The sequence below is a fragment of the Micromonospora sp. NPDC048871 genome (assembly GCF_043198155.1).
Taxonomy (GTDB): Bacteria; Actinomycetota; Actinomycetes; order Mycobacteriales; family Micromonosporaceae; genus Micromonospora.
The window spans coordinates 266,698-291,240 of record NZ_JBICUM010000007.1 but is presented as its reverse complement, the minus strand read 5'-3'; the positions used below and the strand labels follow the sequence as shown (position 1 = coordinate 291,240).

Here is a 24,543-nt window from a genome sequence, read left to right as displayed (position 1 = left end):
ATGCCGATGGCCGCGATCTTTCCGCCGGTCGCCGCGATCCGGGTCGCGGTGCGTCGCGCGTTGGCCGACCTGCCGGCGGAGGGACCGGTGCTGGTCGCCTGTTCCGGGGGCGCCGACTCGCTGGCTCTGGCCGCCGCCGCCGCGTTCGTGGCACCCCGGGTGGGGCACGTCGCCGGGCTGGTGACGGTGGATCACGGTCTGCAGACCGGGTCGGCCGAGCGGGCCCAGACGGTGGCCCGCTGGGCCGAACAGGCCGGCCTGTCGCCGGTGGAGGTGATCCGGGTGGAGGTCGCCGGCCGGGGCGGAGGGCCCGAGGCGGCCGCCCGTGAGGCCCGCTACCAGGCCCTCGTCGAGGTGGCCAGGCGTCATCGGGCCGCCGCCCTGCTCACCGGGCACACCCGTGACGACCAGGCCGAGACGGTGCTGCTGGCGCTGGCCAGGGGGGCGGGTCCCCGCGGGTTGGCGGGCATGCCGCCGCGCCGGGAGTTGGCCGGGGTGCCCCTGGTCCGGCCCCTGCTGGAGATCAGCCGTGGGCAGACCCGGTCGGCCTGCACGGCACTGCGCCTGACCCCGTGGGAGGACCCGCACAACGTCGACCCCGCGTACGCCCGATCCCGGGTGCGGGCCGACCTGGTGCCGGCGCTGGTCCAGGCCCTGGGTCCCGGTGTGATCGACAACCTGGCCCGCACCGCGCGGCTGGTGGCGGCGGACAACGCCGTACTGGACGAGTTGGCCGGTGCGGCGCTGCTCTCCGCCCGGCATCCCGACGGCGGGCTGGCCGTCAAGACCCTGGTCGACCTGGCCGGGGCGGTACGCGGCCGGGTGCTGCGTACCTGGGCCCACGAGTTGGGGGCCTCGCCGGCCGCGCTGTCGCACCGGCACATCGCCGCCCTGGACGCCCTGGTCACCGGCTGGCGGGGCCAGGGGGCGGCCTACCTGCCCGGAGGACTGCGGGTGGTCCGCCGGGCCGACCGGCTGTTGCCGGTGCTCGGCTGAGCTCAACCGGCGGGGACCCGGTCGCGGAAGGTGATTCGGTAGGCGTTCGGGGTGGCACCCACCCGACGGGTGAAGTGGTGGCGCAGGGCGGCGGCGTTACCGAAGCCGGCCCGGTCGGCCACCTCGTCCACGGTCAGCCCGGTCTCCTCCAACAGCCGACGGGCCAGCAGGATCCGCTGGTTGGTCAGCCAGTCGTGTGGGGTGGTGCCGGTCTCGGCCCGGAACCGGCGGGCGAAGGTACGCGGCGCCATGCCGGCCCGGGCGGCCAGCTCGTCGACGGTCACCTGCCGGTCCAGCCGCCCGATCAGCCACTGCAACACCGGCTCCAGGGTGGAGGCCTGCGGCACCTTGGCGATCGGGGTCTCGACGTACTGGGACTGCCCGCCGTCGCGGTGCGGGGGTACGACCATCCGCCGGGCCAGCCGGGTGGCGGCGGCCGAGCCGTGCTCCTGGCGTACCAGATGCAGGCTGGCGTCGATGCCGGCGGCGGTGCCCGCGCTGGTGAGCAGCCGACCGTCCTGGACGTAGAGGGAGTTGCAGCGGACCCGGGCCTGCGGGTGTCGGCGTTGCAGCTCCTCGACGTGCCGCCAGTGGGTCGTGCACTCCCGGCCGTCCAGCAGACCCGCCTCACCCAGCAGGTACGCCCCCGTGCAGACGCTGAACAGGTACGCCCCCCGATCGGCGGCCCGGCGTAGCGCCTCGTGCACCTGCCGGGGCGCGGCGGTGTCGCAGTGGTGGGCGGGGACCGCCACCAGGTCCGCCCGCTCGATCGGGCCCAGGTCGGCGTTGGGCATCAGGTGGAAGCCGGCGGAGGTGCGCACGGTGGCGGCCTGCGGGCTGCACACCTCGAAGCGGTAGCCGGGCAGGTCGTCCGCGGTGCGGTCGGTGCCGAACACCTCCGCGAGTACCCCCAGCTCGAACGGGGCCACCCCATCCAGCACGAGTACGGCCACCGAACGCAGCATGTGACGAGGGTAACCGCGCTACTGGCGGAAAATCGAGGGGGAGTGGCATTCCTGCCACTGTCGGGCCGGTAAGCGGACGCGCAGACTCAGAGGTGCCCGGTGCGCACCCGGCGGCGAAAACACCACCAATCGCAGGAAAGTGAGCGCCGCCATGGAGTTCCTCTTCGTCCTGTTCCTCCTGCTCGTTCTCGCCGTGGCCTCGGCCGCCGGCCTGACCGCCGACAGCCGCGACTGCGCCGACTGGAAGCCCACCGATGGTGGTCGTCGATGGAGATCACGCACCAGCTGAGGCGATTGGCAGCTTCTGCCGGAAATCCGGGCGCGGGCCGTTCCACAAAGGGGCGGCCCCGCCGACGATCCACCCACGGCGTACGGCAGGCTAGGGTCATGGCTGACGGCTCCTGGTACGACGCCGACATCGACCACGTGATCATTTCCGAGGCGCAGATCCGCGAGAAGACCGCGGAACTGGCCAAGCAGGTCTCCGCGGACTACGCCCACGTCACCGACGGGCTGCTGCTCGTCTGCGTGCTCAAGGGTGCGGTCATGTTCATGGCCGACTTCGCCCGGGCGCTGGGCCGGGAGGGCCCGCCCGCGGAGTTGGACTTCATGGCCATCTCCTCGTACGGGCAGGGCACCACCTCCTCCGGGGTGGTGCGCATCCTGAAGGACCTGGACCGGGACATCGCCGGGCGGCACGTCGTCGTGGTCGAGGACATCGTCGACTCCGGGCTGACCCTCTCCTGGCTGCTGCGCTACCTGGAGTCCCGGTCGGCGGCCAGTGTCGAGGTGGTGGCGCTGTTCCGTAAGCCGGAGGCGGTCAAGGTGACCGTGCCGGTCAAGTACGTGGGCTTCGACATCCCGACCGCCTTCGTCGTCGGATACGGTCTCGACTTCGGGGAGCGCTACCGCGAGCTGCCCTACGTCGGTGTCCTCAAGCCGGAGGTGTACGCCCGCAGCTGACCGGCTGGCGGGCGATTCCGCTCGCCCTTCTCGGGTGACGTACAGCCGCCTTTCAGGTGCTCGGGCTACCGTTGAGCACGGTGGTGGGGAGCCCCGCTCCCGACCACGCCGGTCGACTCCCGGGTTCGCCGTGCGCGTAAGTGCTGGGCTCGCCAGCTCACATCCGTCTCGCACGGTGTACCGTCGAATGACCGTGGCGCGGCAATTCGCGCCTCGGGGTCGAGGCCGGCCCGCACGGCGGCTACGGCAGCCGCCCCGGCGGCGACACCCAACAGTCGGTCAGGACGTCGATCAGGAGGATGCGGGCGTCTCGGCGCTCGACAAAAGCATGGAACGTACGCGTTTCTTCCGCCGACCGGTGTTCTGGGTCATCCTGGTCATCCTCGGCGCCGTCGTGCTCAGTCAGTTGTTCACCTCTGGTCCCAGCTACCACCGGGTGGACACGTCAGTCGCGCTCGACCAGCTCAACAAGGGCGGCATCGAGAAGGTCGTGTTCCAGGACAAGGAACAGACGATCCAGCTCGAGCTGGCCGAGGAGGCCGAGTTCGGCAAGACCACCACCAAGCTGATCGAGGCCCAGTTCCCGTACGAGGTCGGCAACGAGGTCTGGAACCAGGTCCTCGACGCCAAGGCGAACAATCGGGTCACCGGGCCGGCCGACACCGAGGTGTCGTCCGACAGCATCTGGGTCAGCCTGCTGGTAAACCTGCTGCCCATCGTGCTGCTCGTGCTGCTGCTGCTGTTCTTCATGTCGCAGATGCAGGGCGGCGGCTCCCGAGTGCTCAACTTCGGCAAGTCCAAGGCGAAGATGATCACCAAGGACACGCCGAAGACCACCTTCGCCGACGTGGCCGGTGCCGAGGAAGCCGTCGAGGAACTGCACGAGATCAAGGACTTCCTGCAGAACCCGGGCAAGTACCAGGCCCTCGGCGCCAAGATCCCGAAGGGCGTACTGCTGTTCGGCCCGCCCGGTACCGGTAAGACCCTGCTCGCCCGAGCGGTCGCCGGCGAGGCCGGGGTGCCCTTCTACTCGATCTCCGGCTCCGACTTCGTGGAGATGTTCGTCGGTGTCGGCGCCAGCCGGGTCCGTGACCTCTTCGAGCAGGCCAAGGCGAACGCCCCGGCGATCGTCTTCGTCGACGAGATCGACGCCGTCGGTCGGCACCGTGGTGCCGGCATGGGCGGTGGCCACGACGAACGTGAGCAGACCCTCAACCAGCTGCTCGTGGAGATGGACGGCTTCGACGTCAAGGGCGGGGTCATCCTGATCGCCGCGACCAACCGGCCGGACATCCTAGACCCGGCGCTGCTGCGTCCGGGGCGGTTCGACCGGCAGATCCCGGTGGACGCCCCCGACATGGAGGGCCGCAAGGCCATCCTGCGGGTGCACGCCAAGGGCAAGCCCTTCACCCCGGATGTCGACCTCGACTCGGTGGCGAAGCGGACCCCGGGCTTCAGCGGTGCCGATCTGGCCAACGTGATCAACGAAGCCGCCCTGCTGACCGCCCGGAAGGACCAGCGGGCGATCAGCAACGAGTCGCTGGAGGAGTCCATCGACCGGGTCATCGCCGGCCCGCAGCGGCGTACCCGGGTGATGAGCGACCAGGAAAAGAAGATCACCGCGTACCACGAGGGTGGGCACGCCCTGGTCGCCTGGGCCCTGCCGCACGCCGCGCCGGTGCACAAGGTGACGATCCTGTCGCGTGGTCGCTCCCTGGGCCACACCCTGGTGCTGCCCACGGAGGACAAGTACACCCAGACCCGGGCCGAGATGATCGACACCCTGGCGTACGCCCTGGGTGGCCGGGCCGCCGAGGAACTCGTCTTCCACGAGCCCACCACCGGGGCCGGCAACGACATCGAGAAGGCCACCGCACTGGCCCGGGCGATGATCACCCAGTACGGCATGAGCTCCAAGCTCGGTGCGATCAAGTACGGCACCAGCGGTGACGAGCCGTTCCTGGGCCGCAACATGGGCCACGAGCGGGACTACTCCGACGCCGTCGCCGCCGAGATCGACGGCGAGATGCGGGCCCTGATCGAACTGGCCCACGACGAGGCCTGGGAGATCCTGGTCGAGTACCGGGACGTCCTGGACAACATCGTGCTAGAGCTGATGGAGAAGGAGACCCTCTCCACGGCCGACATGGCCCGGATCTGCGCCCGGGTGGTCAAGCGGCCCCCGATGGCCCCCTACAACGGCTTCGGCAAGCGTCAGCCCTCCACCGAACCGCCGGTACTCACCCCGGCGGAGAAGGAGGCGCTCAAGATCCAGGCCGAGGCGGACGGGGCGCAGGCCACCGTCGGCAGCCCGAACTCGAACAACTCGGACGGCCCACACTGAGCACCAACGACCCGGCGGCCAGTCCCTCGCAGCGAGGGCTGGCCGCCTCCTCTACCGAACCCGACGACCTCGACTACATCGCCGCTCGGCTGATCAACGGTCGGCTGACCGGACGCCCGGTCGAGGAGATCGTCGACCTGGCCCGCATCGAGAAGGCGGTCCGCGAGATCCTGATCGCGGTCGGCGAGAATCCCGACCGGGACGGCCTCCAGCAGACCCCGGCCCGGGTGGCCCGCGCGTACGCCGAGCTTTTCGCCGGTCTGCGGGTGGACCCGGCCACGGTGCTCACCACCACCTTCGAGGCCAACCACGAGGAACTCGTGCTGGTCCGGGACATCGACGTGATGAGCCTCTGCGAGCACCACCTGCTGCCCTTCCGGGGCAGCGCGCACATCGGCTACATCCCCGGCCCGGACGGGCGGATCACCGGCCTGTCCAAGCTGGCCCGCCTGGTCGAGGTGTACGCCCGTCGCCCGCAGGTGCAGGAACGGCTCACCTCGCAGATCGCCGACCTGCTGATGGATCGGCTCGCCCCGCGAGGGGTGGTGGTCGTGCTGGAATGCGAACACATGTGCATGGCCATGCGCGGCATCCAGAAGTCCGGCGCCATGACCATCACCTCGGCGGTACGTGGCACCCTCCAGCGGGACGCCAAGTCCCGCGCCGAGGCGATGGCACTGATCCACCCCCGCTGACTCCCCTGGACGGCTGCCCGCCCGCCGGTCAGCCGCCCAGGCGGAACCGGGTTTGGCAAGTGGCGTCGGTCAGGTGGCCAGCATGGCCAGGAGGATTCCGGCGGTGGCCACCACCGCCGGAATCAGGCAGGTCAGCGCGCCGAAGCGCGGAGTCCGTTCCACCCGCTGCCCGGGATGGGACGGAAACAGCCGCCCCACCGCCAGCCAACCCGCGCCGAAGGCGACGGCCGGGCCAGGCAGCCCCACCACCAGGGCCAGGATGGTCACCGGGCCGGTGCCGGCAGCCAGATAGATCGCGATCAGCAGCAGCGGAACCAGCAGCCCCAGGGGCCCGTACACCAGCAGGTTGCGCGGGCGGGGCGGCCAGTGCGCCACCCGCGACAGCCCCCGCGCGGCGAGGATGTCGTCGACCCCGTACGCCCGCCGCCGGGCCTCCCGCAACGCGGCCAGCACCGCCCCCGGCCCGCCCGACATCGACCGGGTGGCCTCGGACAGTTCCGGTGGGGTCGGTTTCAGCGAGATCAGCGGTACGCCCTGCTCACAGAGCTGGGCCTCCTGCGCGGCCAGGTGGGTACGCACCGCGACCAACTCGTCCCGCGCCGCCTGGACGGTACGCGCCTGCTCACTAGCGGCGATCGCCGCGTCGCGGCGTACCCCGTCCAGTTGACGGGCGGCGGTCAGGTAGTCCGACCACGCGGCCGACAGGGCGTCCCCCGGCTCGGGCGGGGTGGTCGTCCGCTGCCGACCGGGGCGTACGGCGGTGGTCTCCGCCTCGCTGATCGTCATGGTTGTTCCCCGTCCTCCGGCAGGTCGTACGGCACCAGCACGACTCCCCGCTCATCGGGGCCGTCCCAGAGCACCACCCGATCCCGGCGGGGCCGCCACTCCACCGGCCGGCCGAAGACCGGCGTGAGCTGGGCACCCGGTACCCCCGCCACCGCCACCGCGGTCAACTTGTCGACCGTCTCCTCGGCCTCGATGAGGGCCGCGAACGAGGGCACCGTACGCCACCAGCCCAGCAGATGCTGCCCGGTCGGTGGGCCCTCCCGCAGCAACATCCGTAGCCGGGCCGGCGGCAACTGCTCGGCAGGTGCCACATCCAGCCCGAACACCACCAGGTAGGCCGCCGCCCCGGCATCCAGCACGGTCACCAACCCGGCCAGGTCGACCCTCTCGACCGGATGTCTGGCGGCCAACTCGGCGGCCAGGGCGTCGGCCGTCGGCTGAGCCTCGGGGTCCGGTACGGCGATCACGAACCGGGCCGTCCCCGGTGGATGGTGGGCTGCGGTACTCCGGGCCGCCATGGCCAGCAGGCGACTGCCCTCGGGTCGGGGACCCAGCACCGCCAGGTTGCGTCCGGCAGCCGGGCCCAGCGGCACCGCTGCGGTGGTACGCGCGACATCCACCGCCCGACCCAACAGCGCCGCCGGTGCCAACGCCCGACCGGCCAGGGCGGACCGGTAACGGGGATCATTGCCCAGCAGCGGACGGGCGTACCCCGCGAAGACCACCGGGGCGGCGGCACCCTCCGGACGGGCCGCCCAGAGCCGGTGCCGTAGCCCCGCCACGACCTCCGGCTCATCCTGCGGATCAGGGAACCGGACCATCCGCTCGTGCCCCCGGATCGCCCCCCGAGGCCCACCCAGGCCACCGGCGGTGTTGACCACCGCGCTGCCGGCCGGCAACCCGGCCGCAGAGTCATTCGTAGGCTCCAACACCGCCCCGCCGCCAGGCAGGGCCACCCGGACCGGGAACTGGCCGAGCAGGGAATCCCGCTGCCCGGGCTCATTGCGTACCCCCAGGCCCAGATCAGCCTCACCGGCGAGAACCAGGTGTACGCCGTGCAGCCGGCCGGTCCTGGCCAACACGTCCAGCCGGGCCAGGGTGTCGGTGGTCAGTCGATCCCGCTCGGTGAGGAGCAGCGGCAGATTGTCCACCACGCACACGATCCGGGGCAGCCGATGATGCTGCCGCAACTCGGCGAAGCGTTGCCCACCCGCCCGGGCCGCAACCCCGGCGCGTCGCTGCACCTCGGCGATGAGCTGCTCGAACAGGTCGAGCAGGTACTCCCGGTCGGCGGCCATCGCCGCCGCCCGCACCTGCGGGATCCAGGACCGGTCGCGGTCGGTCTGCAGGAACTCCGCGAAGGACTCACCCTCGCCGAGGTCGGCCAGGTACAACGACAACTCGTTCGGGCCGTACCGAGCGGCCAGGCCGAGTAGCGCGGTGGTCAGGAAGGTCGACCGGCAGGCCCGCGACCGACCACTGACCAGCCAGTGTGGCGTCAACTCGGTAAAACCCAGCGGCACGGCTCGGCCACCGGCGTCCCCGACGCTGGTGCTCAGCCCCTCAGTCGAGTCCGCCTGCCACAGGTCCTCCTCCGCCGAGGGCAACAGGCTGGCCAGGGACAGTCGGGTGCCGGCCTCGATCTGCGCGGCGAGTCGCCGACACACCGCCTCCACCAGTTCGGTCGGTGGGTCCGCCTCGACGAACACCGGGGAGTTCAACCCGCCCTCGGAGCCCGCCGCCGCGAAGGTGGCCCCAGGCACATCGCCCAGCAGCGCATAAGCGGTCCGCATCGCCAGGGGAGTCGCCCCCGGCAGCGGAGCACGGTCCTCAGTCGGCCAGCCCGCCACCACCAGGTGCAACCCTGCGGTCGGCCCCTGCTCGGCCAGGAACTCGATCCGGGAAAGATCCTCGCCGTGGATCCCCTCGGGCAGCCCGGCGAGCACCACCAGCAGCAGTCGCTCATGCCGGCGTGGCCCGGCCGAGCCGGGCGTCACCCACCGCTCCGCCTCGTCGAGCAGGGTGCGTAGCCCGGCCAGGTCCGTGGCAGGCGGCGACAGCAACCCGGCATCGCCCAGGGCCCGGAAGGCGGCCAACACCTCGCCGGTCGCATCCATCGCCCGCACCAGCAGGGTCCCCGCCGGGGTAGCCGCCACCAACCGCAGCACCAACGCTCGCAGCAGCCCGGCCACCCGAGGATCCTGCGCGTCGGCGTCCACAGTCAGGTGACCGGCACCCAGCAGCGGAACCAGAGCGGGGAAGCGTGCATCGTCCAGCGGCGCGGCGGTGCCCACCCGGACGAAGGGCGGCGGAGCATCCCCGGCGCGGGTCGTCGACTCGATGCTGTCCAGCGCCTCGCCGGCCCACCCCGGCGCCAGTACGGCCGCAGCGGTACGCAACCGTTCGGCCAGCGCGTACTGACGACGTTGGTCGGCTGGGGCCGGACGGGTGTCGTCGAGACTGGCAGCGGCAGCCGCCACCGTCGCGGCGGCCCGGCGGTGCAACGCGGCGGCGCGGAGCGCCCGTGACTTCGGTCCGCCCACCGGCTCCACCTCCTCCGCCCGAGGTCGGCACCCCCTCGTCGAGCAGGACGACGGTATCCCAGCCGCAGCCGGACCTCGGGGACGCGTGGCGGTGCTGCGTCGGTGTTGTCGTGAATCTCACCGGTCGGCAGTGATCCGTCACGATCTGCTGAATCTGGGGCATTGGGTCCGCAGCCTCCAGCCGATAGCCTCAGGGGGTGGAATCAGTGCCGCCCCCCGCCGGTTCCCAGGTCTCCCGCGTACCGGCGCAACGGACCCCGCCAGAGGAACTGGCGCCGCCCTCCGTCGCGCCAGCGCCACAGCAGCCACGCCGACGGGTCCGGACGGTGCTGACGGTGGTCGCCGGGGTGCTCGCGGCGCTGTGTCTGGGCGGCGGCGTAGTCGGCTACCTCGTCTACGACCGCGCCACCGCCCCTGACCGCAGCGCACCCGACGTGGTGGTGGACAACTACCTGCGCGCGTTCCTGGTCGACCGAAACGACGTGCGCGCCAACCTCTTCGTCTGCGAGGGCAAATCGGATCTGAATGATCTAAATCAGCTAAGAACCGATCTGGTAGTACGCGAAGATCGATTCGGAACTGACTTAACCGTCACTTGGGGGCCGCTTCAGGAGACTCGGGCCGGCGAACAAGCGGTCGTGCGCGTAGATCTCACCTTCTCTGCTCAGGTTGATGGCATCCGGCAGACAGATCGCCAGTCATGGAGCTTCGATCTACAGTTGAGCGACGACTGGCGGGTCTGCTCCGCAGAACAGCGGGGTTGATCCGCAGAACGCCCTCCGCTATTCAAGCCACAACAGATGCACGGGGACCTCCAGCGTGGTCGGTGACTGGCCGCGCCAGGCCCAGCGGTACCACTCCATCTCAGGTGCGACCCGTACGCAGATGTCGCCCTCGGCGCCGGAGTAGGTCTCCGTCACCGCGCGAAGGTCGCGCTGCTCAATGGAGCCCACCATGTGCACCACCCGGCGTCCGATGGCCGAATCCGCCTCGAAGACCGGTGTCGGCGGCCGGTGCGCCGGCGCGTCCAGCGAGACCAGCCGGAAGCCGCCACCTTCTGTGATCGCGGGGGTGGCCGGTGGGCCGACGGTCTCTACCCAGACCCGTTCGATGGGTACCAGCGGGGCGAAGACCTCCACCTGGTCTGACTCGGCCCGGTACCACTCGTGTTCGGGGATGACCGGCACGTAGGTGCGGCTGTTCTGCACCACCTTCTCGTCAGCCCGCAGGTCACCTCGCCAGCCGAAGCCGGGCAACCCCACCAGCACCCGTCTCCCGCGCAGGTCCACTCGGCCGGCGGCCGGGACGATCTCGATGGGCCGGGGGGGTTGCGGTGCCCAGTCCGGCTGGTCGGCGAACGGGTCCGGTAATGGCTCGGTCATGACGGGAACGAGGCTACTCCGCGCCCTTGAGTGGGGCGCCCTTCGACCGCATGAACGGCACCGGGTCGATCGCGCTGTGGCTGCTTCGGTCGCCGTCGGTGTGTACCTCGAAGTGCAGGTGCGGGCCGGAGGAGTTGCCGCTGCTGCCCACCTCACCGATCACCTGACCTGCCTCCACGGTCTCCCCTACGGCGACCCTGGGCCGACTGACCATGTGGCAGTAGCGGGTGACGATGCCCTGTGCGTGCAGGACGTCGACGAACCAGCCGCAGCCGCCCTTGTCCGGCCAACCGTCCACGTCACAGCTGAGCCTGCCCCTGCGGTCCGGGTCGCAGCGCGAGACCAGGACCCGGCCGGTGGCCGCTACCCGAATGAGGGTGCCCTTCGGGGCGGCGATGTCCACCCCGTTGTGGCCGGGCCGGCTGGCGGTGCGGAATCCGGAACCGACACCGCCCGGAATCGGGGCGGTCCAGCCGGAGGCGGCGATGTCGCCCGCCGAGGCCGCGTCGCACACCTCCTGCCCGGCGATCAACGCCGTCCGGGCCGCACCGCCGGCCAGCGCGTCCACGATCCGGGCGGCGATCTCCTCGTGCTTGGCGTAGGCGTCCGGGAAGGCACTGATCTGCACGCGTTGGGCGGCCACGGTGAGCGGCAGCTTCTGCCAGTCGGGCACGTCCACGAGCTTCTCGTAGAACTTGCGGGAGGCGTACTCGGGATTCATCCGCTGCCGCACGGAGCCCCAGGAGGCACGTTGCTGAAACAGCCCGACCGAGTCGTGGTCGGCGCCGATGCCCTCGTGGGGGATGTCCTGAGACTCGGCGACGGTGCGGTTGGCCAGGTTCAGCAGGCGGGACTCCTGCATCGCGGTGGCCACCGCGATCACCCAGCCGCGCGCCGGCACCTTCATCTCCTGACCGACCTTGATGATGACGGCCGCGTTACGGAGCTGGCGTTCCCCGTACTGCGGGATCCGGGGCATCTTGCCGGTCACGTCGACCGTGAAGTCTCCGGTGCATTCCAGGCTCGCCGGGGTGATCTGCTCGGCCGCCTCGCCGCCCAACTCGGTCAGGAAGAAGGCGCCGGCGCCGCCGGTACAACACAGGAACGCCAGGGTCGCGGTCAGTGCGGCAGCCAGGGCGCCCACCCGCACCGGTCGGCGACGGGGCGTACTCGGGTCGGTCATGATCGCTCCCAGTCCACGGCATCCACCAGCCACCGCCCCTGCGGTGCCACCAGTTCGAGACGCAGCCGTCCGGTGTCGAGGGCGATCATCGCCTCCACGAAGGTCTCGCTGCGCGGCCGGATGGTCACCTCGTTCGTCAGCTGACCCGACGGCACCCTGGCCGGATCGGCTCCGGCCAGCTTGTCCATCAGGTCGGCGGTGGACAGCGGCCGCAGTCCCTCGTGCCACTCCTCGACGGTCAGACCGGGTTTGCCGAGCCAGGCCACCACGAAGCGCTCCGCTACCTGTTCCGGTTCGGCCTCGCCCGGGGCAGTCTTCGGAGTCGGTGTGCTGGTGGTCGAGATCGCACCGTCGTCACCCGTGGTCGGATGCACCGTGGTGATCGGCTCGGCCGGACGGTTGCTCAAACCGGTCGTCGGATCTCCCGGGCCGGCTACCAGCCTGGCCGCCCCGACCACGCCGAGCACCAGTATGGCGATGCCCAGGGCGACCCCCAGCCGGGAGCGCAGCAGCCGGGTTACCAGGAATTCGATGGCCCGCCGCACTGCGGTCACCGGGCCTCGGAGCGGATCCGGGGCGCCGTCTTCTCCGGTGCCTTCTCGGACGACCCCGGACGGTAGATGGCGAAGGAGGGGTTCTCCTCGGGTACGTCCGGCTCGGTCCAGGAGGCCGGCTGCCGACGTCGGGGCCGGGGTGCGACCGGTCGGGTCTCCGGCCGCTGCTGCTCCTCGGTGGTTCCCCGCCCGGCGCCGGTCTTGTGACCCTCCGGACGTTCTTGGGTGGGTGGCGCGCCGGTCGGTACCGGGTCCGGGCGGGCCTCCGGCCGCACCCTGGGTTGTTCCGTCCCTAGGGCGCGGCGCCGTCCCACCGTGGGCTCGGCGGTGCCGCCGGGCTCGGCGACGTCGAGCCGGGCCGCGGTACGCATGTCTCGGAAGAACCGCCGATGCCAGGAACCGGCCGAGCTGACCGCCTCGCTGCTGTCCTTGCCGCCGAGTTGGGTTATGCGTCGATACGGGCGCAACAGCAACCAGCCCACCACGCCGCACAGCCAGACCAGCACCACCTGCAGCCAGCCGGGCAGGGTGGGGGTGCTCATGATGAGGTCCACCGCGAAGAGGTAGATCGCCGCACCGGTTCCGAAGATCGCGATGTTGAAGAGCGCGGCCACCACCGCGTTGCCCAGCCGCCGCAGACCGGCGCTGGCCGGTCGGAGCAGGCCGATCGTGCCCAGGATCGGCGCGGCGATCACCGCCCACCGGAAGACCAGGAAGCCCAGCAGCACTAGCAGGGAGGCGGTCAGATCGAACATCGCGAAGAGCAGAGCGGCCAGCACCGCGATGAAGCCCGCACCCACCCGGTCCATGTCCCGGACACCCTGCAGGTACTCGTAGGCCTCCGGGTCCTCCCGCTCGATCTGGGCGGCCACCGTCATCCACTGCTGCTTCTTCGCGTTGATCGTGGCTTCGCGGGTACGAGGATTGGCCCGGATCTTCTCCGCCTCCTCCCACGACAGCGACTTGGCGTCGTAGAGTGCGGCACCGTACTTGCGGGCGGTCTCGCTGTCGGCCGAGCCGAGCACCCCCCGCAGCCAGTTCCGGTAGAGCATGCCCTCGGTGGCGGTGTCGCTGGCCCGCACCGCCGGCGGGCGCTTGTCCGTACAGGCATCCGGGTTGGGCATCGCACACCGGTCGGGCGGCACGTCCTTGGTCGCCGGGCCGACGGCGTCGTGTACGACCCCGAGGGTGGAGATGAGCGCACCGTCGGCCAGGTTGGCGGACTTGACCGGCCAGGCGGCCAAGGCGGTGATCGCCACCATCACCACCAACGCCCAGCCCGCCGTGGTCATCGCGCTGCTCATGTCCGACTGGCGTGAGCGCCAGAGCAGGTAGAGACCGACCACGCAGAGGGTGACTATGCCGAAGACGCTGAACACCTTCTGGTAGATCGCCTTGGTGGCCTGGTCCACCAGAGGGTCGGCCCAGCCCCACATCGTCCCGGGGTCCCAGGCACGCTCCCGCAGCGCGTTCGAGGCGCCGATGATCGCCGTGGCGATCATGAACTCCCCGTTGGCGATGGTGTTGGTGAACTTGTAGTCCGGGTGCAGCAGCGTGGTCGCGCAGCCGGTATCGATCTTGTAGGTGGTGTAGCTGTACCCGGCGTAGCCGTAGTCGCTGTAGTAGCCCTTGGGGCCGGGGAGCTTGGCCGCCTCCGGCCGGGCGGCGAACCAGCCGGCGATGCCGGAGTCCGGGGCGGTAGGGGTCGGGGGATTCAGGCAGGTCGCCTCGCTCTCCGCGACCTGCTGGAGCTTGCTGACGCAGGCGCGGAAGTCGGCCTGCCATTCCTCCGTGGTGCAGAGGTCGGTGGGGGCCTGGTACGCGACCGGGGCGGCGTACGCGGGTGTGGCGGTGAGCCCTGGCCAGCTGATCGTGGCCACGGCGAGTACGCCGAGTGCCAGGAGGAGCGCCGCGATCCGAGTCCGGGCCCTCGCCATGTCACGCCTCCAGGTCGGGCAGCACGGTCGGCAGCACCCCGGCGGCGGCAGCGATGGCGGCAGGGGTGGTGTCTAGGTGCGCCAAGAGTCCATCCACATAGGACACGTCGACCCGGACCTTCTGCACCCGGCCGTCGACGTCGCGCATGACGAATTCGCGGAAGCCGAGCCGGTGGGCGGAGGTCGCGTCGGCGGTGGAGAGCGAGGCCAGGGTCGCCTCGTACCCGTCGTCGACCGGGACCCGCAGCAGGCGTAACGCTTCCGAGGCGATCTCGGTGTCCTCGGCGATCCGGCCGACGAAGACGGTGGAGACCAGGTTCTGTACGTCGAGGCCGAGGATGTCTCGGGGGTTCTGCGAGGCGACCAGGGCGGCGAGGTTCCACTTACGCGAGTCCCGGGCGAGCCGGACCAGGAAGGAGCGTCCGGAGCGCCACCCCTCCATGAAGTGTGCCTCGTCCAGGCCCACCAGCTTCCGGGACGACATCGAGCCGCCGTAGCAGCGGCGTACCGCCAGCCGGTGCGCGGTGTGCAGCATCGGCAGGGCCAACGCCTCCTCGGCCGACCAGTACTCCCGTTCGATCTTGAGGTCGGGCAGCCGCAGGCCGGCCATGGTGATCACGGTGAGGGCCGCGTCCGCGCCCAGCAGTCCCTCCGGTGGCCGGCCGAAGAAGAGCATGGCCAGCGGCATCTCGGCGGTGTCCAGCAGCAGGTTGGCCAGTTCCCGGCCGGTGTCGTCGTCGAGTTGGCCCAGGCAGGTGACCACGTCGTCGAGGGTGGAGGTCTCCTCGGCCGGCACCTGGCGGACGGCGTGCCGGAGCAGGGTGGCGGTGGAGGCCTCGCGGGCCACCTGGGGCGGCACCAGCATCATGCAGATGTCCTGCACCAGCATCCGGCGTTCGGCCCGAGCGTTGGAGACCGCGATCTCGAACTCCCGATCCCCGGTGGGCCCGGCGCTGAACTCACTGCGCAGCGGCGTCGGAATCAGGGAGTACGGAGCCAGGGTGCCGTGCTCGGACCCGGTCAGGTTCAGCACCCGGGAGTACGGCCGCAGTTCCGGCATGGCGCAGAGGCGGGCCAGCGGGCCGGAGGGGTCGAGCAGGGTCACCTGCACACCCCGTCGGGCCGCCAGGTAGCCCAGCGCGCCGAGCAGGGTCGACTTGCCACCACCGGGCTCGGCCACGAAGACCGCCAAACCGGAGCGTTCCCGTACCTCCATGGGGAAGTGCAGGTCTAGGAAGACGGGTCGGCGGCAGGTGCCGGCGGTGCGTCCGATCAGGTCCCCGCGGCGGTCACCCACGGTCGAGGCGGCCTGCGGCAGCGCCGCCGCCAGCAGGGGCACCGGCATCCGTCGGACGTAGCCGGTGTTGGCGATCGGCTCGCCGGGGATGAACTCCCGGGCCAGCCAGTCCTGGTTCTTCGGATGTTGCAGCGAGATGCGCAGTTCCCGGGAGTAGAGCTGGATCAGGCGGCGCGCCCGCTCCAGGCATTCCTCCCGGGTCCGCCCACCCACCGCGATCCGGTGCCAGCCGTGGGCCCGGGCGGAGTCCACCGGCAGGCCGGTGGTCATCTCGTCACCGATCACCAGGGCCCGCTTGGCCAGTCGTTCCAACTCCGGCGGGGCGTCGATGCCGTGCTCGGCGTAGTCGAGCTGTTGGGACCGGATCATCCGCAGCCGGTGCTCCAGGTTCCGGAAGGAGTCCCCGGAGCCGAGGATGTCGACCCGGGTGGAGAGCTCCATCGGCCACGGCAGCCGCTCGTGGAAGTGCAGCCAGGGTTCGTGCCGCTCGGGGATCTCCAGGGGCTCCATCCGGCCCACCGCGAGCACGGCCACATGCCGTTCCTCGCCGGTCATCCGGTTGACCAGCTTCACCGTCGAGCCGTACGGGGTGCGGTAGCGCTCCACCTGTTCGGTGAGGGCCAGCAGGTCACCCCGCTCCCAACGCCCGTCGGTGATCGGCGAGAGGGCACCCGGGGGCGACATGCACAGCGCCACCGAGCGGTAGAGCAGCCATTCCAGTTCCTGGGCGGTGACCCGCCGGCCGCGCATGCCGAAGGCGCCGAGCACCTCGTCGAACTGTTCCACCGTGCGGCCCAGCTTGCGACGCTCGCCTTCGGCGACCCCTCGCCCGAAGGTGCGCAGCACCCGCTCGGTGAGTGAGTCGCCGAGGGAGCGGCGGGCGAAGGTGACCCCCAGGTAGGTCTGCCCCTCGGCGTGGTTGACCGACAGCAGGTGCCGTTGGGCCGCCACCAGGTGATCCGCCCAGCCGGTCGTGCCGGGCACATCGGGCAGGGGGGAGGCGGTGTTGGCGTCGATGGTGCGGGCCCACTCGTCGGCCGGGAAGGGGCGGGTGGTGCGCCGCAGGTGCAGCCGGAACCCGGCCAGGCCGGCGTACTGCTCGGAGATCGCCGAGAGCAGGGCCTCGCGTTCCGCGTCCGGGCGGAAGGCCCAGCGCACCTCGGGGAGCCAGTACCAGGCGGTGACCGTGTTCGGGGTGAAGGTCAGGTGACCGGCGATCTCGGTGATCGCCAACTCCACGGCCGGATCACGATCGCCAAACTTGATCTTGGGTGCGCGGACCCGGGCTGGCTTGATCGGTCGGTCCCGGCGGTCACCCGAGCGCTGGCGGGGCGGGGTGGCGGGGCGGGTGGCCGGCGCGGCGGCCCGGCGGTCCGGGGTGGCCTCGATCGCAGGACCCTCGGCAGGGCGCGGCTGGTCGTCGGCCGGGGGCCGGGCGTTCGGCAACCTGTCGCTCGGCGGCGGGAGGACCGGCACGGGCGGGGGCGGCGGTATCGCGGGTGCGGCCGCCGGTTCCACCGGGAGGCGGGGGCTGTCCAGGGGGCGCTCCGGTGCGGTGGGTAGCGCGGACGGTGCCGGGCGACGGGTGACCGGCGCCGGTGCCGGGGTCGGGGCCGGAGGGGTCGCCTGCTGCGGCAGGGCCCGGGTCGGCTGGCCGTTGCCCCGGGAGGCGGAACCCGGCCGGGGGTAGGTGCCACCGAACAGGTCCAGGAAGGGTGAGTCGATGTCGGCCCCGTCCCGGGTGGTCGGTACGGCCGAGGCAGGCTCACCCGGAACAGCCAGGCGCTGCGGCGGGCGGGGGGCCTGGAAGACCCCTACCCCGCCGTGTCCCGGCGCGGTGACCAGGGCCGGGTCCAGCGAGGCGTCCTCGGACTCCTCGGATTGCGGGTAGTCGAACGATCGCGCACGGTTACCGTGCGGCGCGGTCGAACGCCCGGCCGGGGATCCCGGCGTGGAGGAGCGGCTCATGCGATCGCCCGACCCGTGTCCGCAGCCCTGGCCCGATGGCCACGGGGCGGCTGCGGCTCCGCCTCGCTCGCCGCCGGGTTCACCGGCAACCCTCCTGAAGGCCGGTACGGCGTGCAGCCGGTCATGCCAGTTCCTCCCGGATCCTGATCCCGCTGCCGACCAGGCGCGGGTCGCGCTGCTCGGCGGCCGGCTCCCGGGTGCGTCGCCAGTCGGTCAGCGCGGTGCGGATCACCATGCGCGCCGGCCGGTCCGGATCGACGTACCGGAAGACGAACGAGGTGGTCACGATGGCCAGGGCGATCTCCCACGCGGGGAAGAGTTCGACCTGCAACGTGAACAGCCAGTGGATGAACATGTAGAGGGGAACGAGCAGCAGGAACAGTCCGTACTGGGCGTACGGCAGGTGGACCGGAAGGGTGTAGCCGGGTGGCCCGAGATAGACCAGGCGGGCCCGGTAGATGTCGTCGTCGGTGCGCAGCCGCATCTCGTGCCCGCGCCTATTCGAAGATCAGGTTGATCAGGAAGTCGCCGATGAAGAAGAGGGTGGCGGCTCCGGCGATGAAGGCCAGTCCGACGATCGCGATGGCGGAGCTGGTCAGCACCTTCGAGATCTCACCCCGGCTGGCACGGCCGATGAAGATGACCCCCAGCACGGCCAGCAGGATCGGGGCGATCTTGCTGGCGAAGAAGGTGACGACGCCCTCGGTGTTGATCCCCTTCGGCTCCTCGGCCGCGAGTGGAATCGACGATGCCAGGGCGGAGAGCAGGTGGGCGGCGTTGCTGGACGCTGATTCCATCAGCTCGATGGCGATCACTGGAACCTCCCCAAGTCGCGGCCGGCGGCGCCGCGGTGGTGCAGTAGGCAAGCCTTGCGGGATGGGTGCTCACTCTGCGCAGCGCCCGAGACCCTGCGTGCATAGCTCGCCACGGTAGGTGGCGATTTTTGGGCGGATTAACCCCGCTTTGGCCCTCCCTCCAAGCGTCGCCATCTCGATGCTGGGCAATTCCACAGCGTACGGGCCGCCCCCCTTTGCGACAACCCGCGAAGAGTCTGCCCGATACCGCCCAGACGACCGATCGTACACATGTTTCAATTGCCATGTCAGTGCCCTGGCCCCGGGCTGATCGGGGCGGTCCCGGCGACCGGTACCGTCTAGTCGTGACCGATCTGGTACGGGCCCCGGCCCCGGTGGTGATGGGCGTCCTGAACGTCACGCCCGATTCGTTCTCCGACGGCGGACGCTACGCCGACGTCGGAGCCGCTGTCGCACACGGCGTCCGGCTACGCGACGAGGGTGCCGGGTTGGTTGATGTCGGTGGAGAGTCGACCCGGCCGGGTGCCGAACGGGTCGATGCCGAGACCGAGGCGGCCCGTGTGGTGCCGGTGATCCGGGAGTTGGCCGAGGTCGGCGTGCCGGTGAGCATCGACACCACCCGGGCCCGGGTGGCCGAAGCCGCCCTGGCGGCCGGCGCGGTGGTGGTCAACGACGTCTCCGGTGGGCTCGCCGACCCCGATATGGCCCGGGTGGTCGCCGACGCCGGCTGCCCCTGGGTGCTGATGCACTGGCGGGGCCACTCGCAGCGGATGACCGAACTGGCCCGGTACGACGACGTGGTCGCCGAGGTACGCACCGAACTCGGCCAGCGGGTGGAGGCGGCGCTGACCGCCGGGGTGGCCGCCGATCGCATCGTGATCGACCCGGGGCTCGGGTTCGCCAAGACGGCCGTCCACAACTGGCAGCTCAGCGCCCGGCTGTCGGAGTTGCTGGACCTCGGCTATCCCCTGCTGTTCGGCGCCAGCCGCAAGTCGTACCTCGGTCTGCTGCTGGCCGGACCGGACGGGGAGCCACGACCCACCGGCGGCCGGGAGGCGGCCACGGTCGCCACCAGCCTGCTGGCGGTCGCCGCCGGTGCCTGGGGGGTACGGGTGCACGATGTCCGCGCCACTGTGGATGCCCTGGCCGTCTGGCGGGCCACCGGTAGCCCCCGACTGGCCGCCGAGGGCCCGCGGTCCGACACCCCTGCGGCGGACCTGGCCGCGATCGGCGAGCCCCAGGAGGTACGGCCGTGACCGACCGGATCGAGTTGACCGGGCTGCGCGCGCACGGGCGGCACGGGGTGTACGACTTCGAACGCGTCGCCGGGCAGGAGTTCGTCGTCGACGCGATCCTGGAACTGGATCTCGCGGCGGCGGCCCGCTCCGACGAGGTCAGCGACACCGTGCACTACGGCGAGTTGGCCGAGCGGCTGGTCGCGGTGATCACCGGGGAGCCGGTCAACCTGATCGAGACCCTGGCCGACCGGCTGATCACGGTATGCCTGGCCGACCCGCGGGTGCACGCCGCGACGATCACCGTGCACAAACCCGAGGCGCCGATCCCGCACACCTTCGTCGACGTGGCCGTCACGATGCGTCGGGCCCGATGAGCCGCGCGGTGCTCTCCCTGGGCAGCAACCTGGGGGACCGGATCGCCAACCTGCGTACCGCCGTGCGGCTGTTCGGCGATCACCTGCTGATGGCCTCCGGGGTGTACGAGACCCCACCCTGGGGAGACACCGACCAGCCGGCGTACCTGAACGCGGTTCTGCTGGTGGCGGACCCGGAGGCCGGCCCGCACGACTGGTTGACCCGGGCGCAGGCCGCGGAACGGGCGGCCGACCGGGTCCGCGACCCGCAACGGCGGTTCGGCCCCCGCACCCTCGACGTCGACGTGATCACGGTCTGGGGCGACGACGACGAGCCGGTGATCAGCGACGATCCGGAGCTGACCCTGCCGCATCCCCGGGCTCACCTGCGCGCCTTCGTGCTGCGGCCGTGGATCGACCTCCAGCCCTACGGCGAGCTGCCCGGACACGGCTGGTTGACCGATCTGCTGACCAACGGACCGGCGGCGACCGAGGTCGCGGAACTGCGTCCCCGACCGGATCTGGCGTTAGAGTCGAGGACATGAGCCAGCGGCAGCGAGCGAAGGATCAACGCGGTGCCGTGGCGCCTTTCGGCACCGCCCGCAGGCGGCCGACATGACGCAGAACCCACCGCCTGACGGGTCGCGGATGCGACCCACCCGCCTGTCCACCCTGGTGGTGAGCGCCCTGGTCGCCGCGGCGGTCGCCTGGCTGCTGATCAGCAGCATCTACTACGACCGGCTGCCGCCGTTGCCGTGGTTGCCGGTGGTCACCCTGGCCGGGCTGGCCGTCCTGGAGGCGTACGCCGCGATCAACACCCGGGGTCGGATCGAACGACGACCGGGCCGGGACCCGGTCAACCCGCTGATGGTCGCCCGGTTCGTCGTACTGGCCAAGGCCTCCGCCCTGGCGGGTGCGATCTTCGCCGGTTTCTACGCGGGACTGACCGGCTGGTTGCTGGTCGAGCCGACCCGGGCCGCGGCCGACGACCGACCGGCGGCCATCGCCGGGCTGCTGGCCTCGGTCGCCCTGGTGGCGGCGGCGCTCTGGCTGGAACGGTCCTGCCGGGTGCCGGACCGGCCGGACGACGAGCGTGAGCCCGACGACTGGGAGCCGCATCCGGGTCGCCGCTGAAGCCGGCCGCCGCACGGGGGTTACGTCCGGATGCGGGCGCGGGTACGGTGCCTGCGACCGCAGGGCAAGCGGTCACCACCTATATGCCCTCTCGTCGAAGCAGTCCGGGCGGCCGCTGGAAGGCAGGCATGATGGCGTACGACGAACCAGGCCGCAGTGGGCAGTCGGAGTCGACCCTGGTCGGGCCCAATCCCGGCGCGGAAACCGTCGCCGACGACCTCCAGAACGGTGAGCCGGGCCGGGACCGGTTCGGGGTCTACGTGTTCTGGGAGACCCTCCTGCTGCTCGGTTTCGGTGCCCTGGTCTATCTGCTCTGGCAGGAGAATCCGGCCGCCCTGCGCGGCAACGGGTTGCGTGCCCTCATCGTCGATGTGGTCGCCCTGGGCCTGCTGGCGTTGGCGGCCGGGCTGAGTCTGCGTACCGCTGCGGTGAACCTGGCCATCGGCCCGGTGGCGGTCGCCGCCGGGTTGCACTTCGCCGAGCAGAGCGACCGGGGCCTGCTGGTCGCCGTCGGCACCCCCGCTGCGGTGGCTGCGGTCGGTGGCCTGCTGCTGGGGCTGACGGTCGTGGTGCTGCACGTTCCCGGCTGGGCCGCCAGCCTGGGCGCGGCGGCCGGTGTCGTCGTCTACATCGAGCAGCGTGCCGCGCCGGTGCTGGTGCAGGGGGACTACGACCCGCGCGCCATCGCCGGGCAACTCTTCGTGGGCTTCGCCGCGGTCACCGTGATCGGGGGGCTGTTCGGCGCGATCGGACCGGTCCGCCGGCTGGTCGGCCGGTTCCGTCCGGTCGCCGACCCGGCCCGACGGCGTGGGGTGGCCGCCGCGGTCGTCACCGCCGGTGGGTACGTCTGCTCCACCGTGCTGGCGATGCTCGCCGGTGCCCTCCTGGCGTCGGTCGACGGGACGGTCACCCCGGCGGACGGGTTGGACTGGACCGTGCTGGCCGTCGGCGCGGTGCTGCTGGCCGGCACCAGTGCCTTCGGTCTGCGCGGCGGGGTGTTCGGCACCCTGCTGACGGTCGGCGCGGTCGGCCTGTTCCTCGCGTATGCGCAGGCCCGGGGCTGGACGGTCAGCCGGTGGCTGATCGGGGGAGCCGTGCTGGCGGTCGGGCTGGGGGTGACCCGGCTGGTCGAGAGGCTAGGTCGGCCCGCCTCGGAACCGGCCCGACCGGTGTCGCCGCCGGCCGCCGGGGAACCGACCGGGGGTGCCGGCGGCTGGGCGATGTCCCAACCGGAGCCGGTCGGCGACTGGCCACCGGTCCTGCCCGCCCAGTCAACCGACAACCCCACCGATCCGTGGGGGCCACGCCGGTGGGAGACCAACTCGCCGATCTGGCAGGCCGACGACCGGTAGTGGGCGGTTCAAGGGTGTCGTCGACGCGCCGAATGTGATCTCGGCGGTTAGGCTCGGCCCATGACCGACACATCATCGAGGTCCGGCGGCCGGTCGTTCGAAGAGTTGGACGTCCTCAGCACGGAGGAGCTGCGCGAGCAGGCCTTCGCGGTGGCTCGGGAACGCCGGGACGTGAAGTTCTTCTGGTCGGTGCTGCGGCACCTGCCGAACGCCGACGAGGCCGCCGCCCTCGACGGGGCCCCGAACTCTGTGGGGCCGACGGTCGACGAGGCGGTGGCCCTGTGGCGGGAGATGACCGGCCACGGCTACGAGGAGTCCGCTCCGCTGCTGCGTGCCGCCTTCATCGACTACCTGATGAAGCACTGACCTGCCGGACCTCTCGGCCTGCCGGCGACAGGCGGCGGTCGGCCGGTCTCGGCATACCGCCATAAACCGCGCCCTGGCGTTTGCTGCCGTCGATCCGCTGGGAACTAGCGGGCCATGGCTCTCACCAATCGATACAAGTCCGCACCCGGGGCCGGCACTCTCGCCGCCCTCCTGCTCGTCCTGGTCTTCGGCAGCCCCTGGTACGCCGACTGGGCCGCAGACAACACCGATCCCGACAGCGCCGGCGGGTGGTTCCTCAGACTGCTCGCCTGGCCCGCTTGGCGGTTCGACTCGTCCGACTCCATTCAGGAGATCATCGCGGCGGACCTCAAGGCGATCCTCCTGGTCGTCCTGACCTTCGTCTTCCTCTACCTGCTGCCGGGGTCCCAGTTGGCCCGGGCCCGGGGCACCCTCAGCCAGTTCTTCGCCGGCTGGGCGGCGTACGTCTTCGCCGCCGCCCTGGCGGCCCTGCTCACCGCGTTGATCCGGAGCAACCCCTCGCTGCTCGGTGCCTTGCAGGCCGCCGGCGACGGGGCGGAGTACGGGCTGTTCACCGGCTGGATCATCGGCATCGCCACGCTCGGTGGCTGGCGGGGACGTCGTTGACGCCGTGGCCGGCCCGGTGATCCTTGATCCCTGGCCGGCGCGGTGCCAGCAGGTCAGCCGCTCGAGTCAGCCGGTCGGATCCGACAGCGCCAGGACCTGTTCCCGGCGCAGGAGTCCGACCGGCCGACCCTGTTCGGTGACCACCACGGCGGGCGCACCGGTCGAGGTGAGCAACGCGGCCAGGGCGTCGTACGCCGAGCCGCCCAGGGCCACCGTCGGCAGCGCGGCCACATCCTCGCCGGGCAGCGGCGCGAGCACCTCCCGGGTGACCGGGGTGACCACCAGCCGGCGGACTCCCCGATCGGCGCCGACGAACTCGCGGACGAACCCGGTGGCGGGGGCGCCGAGCAGGGTTCCCGGGGTGTCGTACTGCTCCAGTCGGCCCCCCTGGGAGAGCACCGCGATCCGGTCGCCGAGTCGGACGGCCTCGTCCAGGTCGTGGGTCACCAGGATGATGGTCTTGCGTACGGTGGCCTGCAGCCGCAGGAACTCCTCCTGAAGCCGGGTGCGCACGATCGGGTCGACAGCGGAGAACGGCTCGTCCATCAGCAGGACCACCGGGTCGGCGGCCAACGCCCGGGCCACCCCCACCCGTTGGCGCTGACCGCCGGAGAGTTCGTGCGGATAGCGCCGCCCGAACTGCCCCGGGTCCAGTCCTACCAGCTCCAGCAACTCCTCGACCCGGCTTCGGGCGCGGTCGGAGGCCCAGCCGAGCAGCCGGGGCACGGTGGCCACGTTCGCCGCCACCGTCTGGTGGGGAAACAGCCCGACGTTCTGGATGACGTACCCGATCCGTCTACGCAACCGCACCGGATCGGCCCGGGTGACGTCGGAGTCGCCCAGCAGGATCCGTCCGCTGGTCGGCTCGATCAGCCGGTTGATCATCCGGAGCACGGTCGACTTGCCGCACCCCGAGGGGCCGATCAGCACCACCAGTTCACCGGCCTCGACGTGCAGGCTGAGGTCGCGGACCGCCTCGGTGCCGTCCGGATATCGTTTGCCGATGCCCTCCAGGGTGATCGACGCCGCGCGCTGGCCGTCGTCGGCGGCCGGGGTACCGTCCACG

The 24,543-nt window shown here is 71.4% G+C and carries 24 protein-coding genes; 13 read left to right on the top strand and 11 right to left on the bottom strand.

Going from position 1 to position 24,543, the window contains the following annotated elements:
* The first annotated feature begins 6 nt into the window (after window positions 1-6).
* Window positions 7-996, top strand: coding sequence for a tRNA lysidine(34) synthetase TilS (gene tilS, locus ACGFIK_RS18595; RefSeq protein ID WP_327023749.1), 990 nt, complete (start codon window positions 7-9; stop codon window positions 994-996).
* A 2-nt stretch (window positions 997-998) separates the two neighbouring features.
* Here tilS and ACGFIK_RS18590 read toward each other — a convergent pair whose 3' ends face one another.
* Window positions 999-1,961: a helix-turn-helix domain-containing protein gene (locus ACGFIK_RS18590; RefSeq protein ID WP_327023750.1), complete on the bottom strand. Its 963-nt coding sequence runs from the start codon at window positions 1,959-1,961 to the stop codon at window positions 999-1,001.
* Between the two features lie 151 nt (window positions 1,962-2,112).
* Here ACGFIK_RS18590 and ACGFIK_RS18585 point away from each other — a divergent pair, with 151 nt between their 5' ends.
* The 4 genes from ACGFIK_RS18585 (at window position 2,113) to folE (ending at window position 5,963) form a co-directional block, all read left to right on the top strand.
* The gene (locus ACGFIK_RS18585) at window positions 2,113-2,250 is read left to right on the top strand and encodes a hypothetical protein (protein WP_327023751.1); all 138 of its coding nucleotides are present in this window, start codon (window positions 2,113-2,115) and stop codon (window positions 2,248-2,250) included.
* A gap of 98 nt (window positions 2,251-2,348) precedes the next feature.
* Complete coding sequence (gene hpt, locus ACGFIK_RS18580) at window positions 2,349-2,924, top strand: hypoxanthine phosphoribosyltransferase (protein ID WP_327023752.1); 576 nt, start codon at window positions 2,349-2,351, stop codon at window positions 2,922-2,924.
* A gap of 328 nt (window positions 2,925-3,252) precedes the next feature.
* On the top strand, window positions 3,253-5,268 hold the full coding sequence (ftsH, locus tag ACGFIK_RS18575) for an ATP-dependent zinc metalloprotease FtsH (protein ID WP_327023753.1): 2,016 nt from the start codon (window positions 3,253-3,255) through the stop codon (window positions 5,266-5,268).
* 38 nt (window positions 5,269-5,306) lie between these two features.
* Window positions 5,307-5,963, top strand: coding sequence for a GTP cyclohydrolase I FolE (gene folE / locus ACGFIK_RS18570; RefSeq protein WP_327027381.1), 657 nt, complete (start codon window positions 5,307-5,309; stop codon window positions 5,961-5,963).
* Between the two features lie 69 nt (window positions 5,964-6,032).
* Here the strand turns inward: folE and ACGFIK_RS18565 are convergent, their stop codons facing one another.
* On the bottom strand, window positions 6,033-6,749 hold the full coding sequence (locus ACGFIK_RS18565) for a hypothetical protein (protein ID WP_327023754.1): 717 nt from the start codon (window positions 6,747-6,749) through the stop codon (window positions 6,033-6,035).
* Window positions 6,746-9,301, bottom strand: coding sequence for an FtsK/SpoIIIE domain-containing protein (locus ACGFIK_RS18560; RefSeq protein ID WP_327023755.1), 2,556 nt, complete (start codon window positions 9,299-9,301; stop codon window positions 6,746-6,748). The genes ACGFIK_RS18565 and ACGFIK_RS18560 overlap by 4 nt, the downstream gene beginning before the upstream one ends.
* A 197-nt stretch (window positions 9,302-9,498) precedes the next feature.
* Between ACGFIK_RS18560 and ACGFIK_RS18555 the strand changes: the two genes are divergently transcribed.
* Window positions 9,499-10,056 carry a hypothetical protein gene (locus ACGFIK_RS18555; protein WP_327027382.1) on the top strand — a complete coding sequence of 186 codons (558 nt, stop codon included), beginning with the start codon at window positions 9,499-9,501 and terminating at the stop codon, window positions 10,054-10,056.
* 18 nt (window positions 10,057-10,074) lie between these two features.
* Here ACGFIK_RS18555 and ACGFIK_RS18550 read toward each other — a convergent pair whose 3' ends face one another.
* The 7 genes from ACGFIK_RS18550 to ACGFIK_RS18520 form a co-directional block, all read right to left on the bottom strand.
* Window positions 10,075-10,674: a hypothetical protein gene (locus ACGFIK_RS18550; RefSeq protein WP_327023756.1), complete on the bottom strand. Its 600-nt coding sequence runs from the start codon at window positions 10,672-10,674 to the stop codon at window positions 10,075-10,077.
* A 13-nt stretch (window positions 10,675-10,687) separates the two neighbouring features.
* Window positions 10,688-11,857, bottom strand: coding sequence for a M23 family metallopeptidase (locus ACGFIK_RS18545; RefSeq protein ID WP_327023757.1), 1,170 nt, complete (start codon window positions 11,855-11,857; stop codon window positions 10,688-10,690).
* Window positions 11,854-12,411, bottom strand: a complete 558-nt coding sequence (locus ACGFIK_RS18540; protein ID WP_327023758.1) for a hypothetical protein — start codon at window positions 12,409-12,411, stop codon at window positions 11,854-11,856. Before ACGFIK_RS18540 ends, ACGFIK_RS18545 begins: the two co-directional genes overlap by 4 nt.
* Window positions 12,408-14,348, bottom strand: coding sequence for an MFS transporter (locus ACGFIK_RS18535; RefSeq protein WP_327023759.1), 1,941 nt, complete (start codon window positions 14,346-14,348; stop codon window positions 12,408-12,410). Before ACGFIK_RS18535 ends, ACGFIK_RS18540 begins: the two co-directional genes overlap by 4 nt.
* 1 nt (window position 14,349) lies before the next feature.
* Entirely contained in the window at window positions 14,350-17,613 is a 3,264-nt protein-coding gene (locus ACGFIK_RS18530; protein ID WP_327023760.1) for an ATP-binding protein, read from the bottom strand.
* Window positions 17,614-17,734: 121 nt separating this feature from the next.
* Window positions 17,735-18,097 carry a hypothetical protein gene (locus ACGFIK_RS18525; RefSeq protein WP_327023761.1) on the bottom strand — a complete coding sequence of 121 codons (363 nt, stop codon included), beginning with the start codon at window positions 18,095-18,097 and terminating at the stop codon, window positions 17,735-17,737.
* A gap of 13 nt (window positions 18,098-18,110) precedes the next feature.
* Window positions 18,111-18,428 carry a hypothetical protein gene (locus ACGFIK_RS18520; protein ID WP_327023762.1) on the bottom strand — a complete coding sequence of 106 codons (318 nt, stop codon included), beginning with the start codon at window positions 18,426-18,428 and terminating at the stop codon, window positions 18,111-18,113.
* Window positions 18,429-18,772: 344 nt separating this feature from the next.
* Here ACGFIK_RS18520 and folP point away from each other — a divergent pair, with 344 nt between their 5' ends.
* From folP to ACGFIK_RS18485, 7 genes are all read left to right on the top strand, one after another.
* Complete coding sequence (gene folP / locus ACGFIK_RS18515; RefSeq protein WP_327023763.1) at window positions 18,773-19,684, top strand: dihydropteroate synthase; 912 nt, start codon at window positions 18,773-18,775, stop codon at window positions 19,682-19,684.
* Window positions 19,681-20,040, top strand: coding sequence for a dihydroneopterin aldolase (gene folB / locus ACGFIK_RS18510; protein WP_327023764.1), 360 nt, complete (start codon window positions 19,681-19,683; stop codon window positions 20,038-20,040). The genes folP and folB overlap by 4 nt, the downstream gene beginning before the upstream one ends.
* The gene (folK, locus tag ACGFIK_RS18505; protein WP_327023765.1) at window positions 20,037-20,564 is read left to right on the top strand and encodes a 2-amino-4-hydroxy-6-hydroxymethyldihydropteridine diphosphokinase; all 528 of its coding nucleotides are present in this window, start codon (window positions 20,037-20,039) and stop codon (window positions 20,562-20,564) included. Before folB ends, folK begins: the two co-directional genes overlap by 4 nt.
* 103 nt (window positions 20,565-20,667) lie before the next feature.
* Window positions 20,668-21,153, top strand: a complete 486-nt coding sequence (locus ACGFIK_RS18500) for a DUF3180 domain-containing protein (protein WP_393340340.1) — start codon at window positions 20,668-20,670, stop codon at window positions 21,151-21,153.
* Between the two features lie 131 nt (window positions 21,154-21,284).
* The gene (locus ACGFIK_RS18495) at window positions 21,285-22,505 is read left to right on the top strand and encodes an ABC transporter permease (protein ID WP_327027383.1); all 1,221 of its coding nucleotides are present in this window, start codon (window positions 21,285-21,287) and stop codon (window positions 22,503-22,505) included.
* 60 nt (window positions 22,506-22,565) lie between these two features.
* The gene (locus tag ACGFIK_RS18490) at window positions 22,566-22,871 is read left to right on the top strand and encodes a hypothetical protein (RefSeq protein WP_327023767.1); all 306 of its coding nucleotides are present in this window, start codon (window positions 22,566-22,568) and stop codon (window positions 22,869-22,871) included.
* Window positions 22,872-22,985: 114 nt separating this feature from the next.
* Complete coding sequence (locus tag ACGFIK_RS18485; RefSeq protein WP_327023768.1) at window positions 22,986-23,477, top strand: hypothetical protein; 492 nt, start codon at window positions 22,986-22,988, stop codon at window positions 23,475-23,477.
* A gap of 66 nt (window positions 23,478-23,543) precedes the next feature.
* Here the strand turns inward: ACGFIK_RS18485 and ACGFIK_RS18480 are convergent, their stop codons facing one another.
* Complete coding sequence (locus ACGFIK_RS18480; protein WP_327023769.1) at window positions 23,544-24,542, bottom strand: ABC transporter ATP-binding protein; 999 nt, start codon at window positions 24,540-24,542, stop codon at window positions 23,544-23,546.
* Window position 24,543 lies beyond the last annotated feature (1 nt).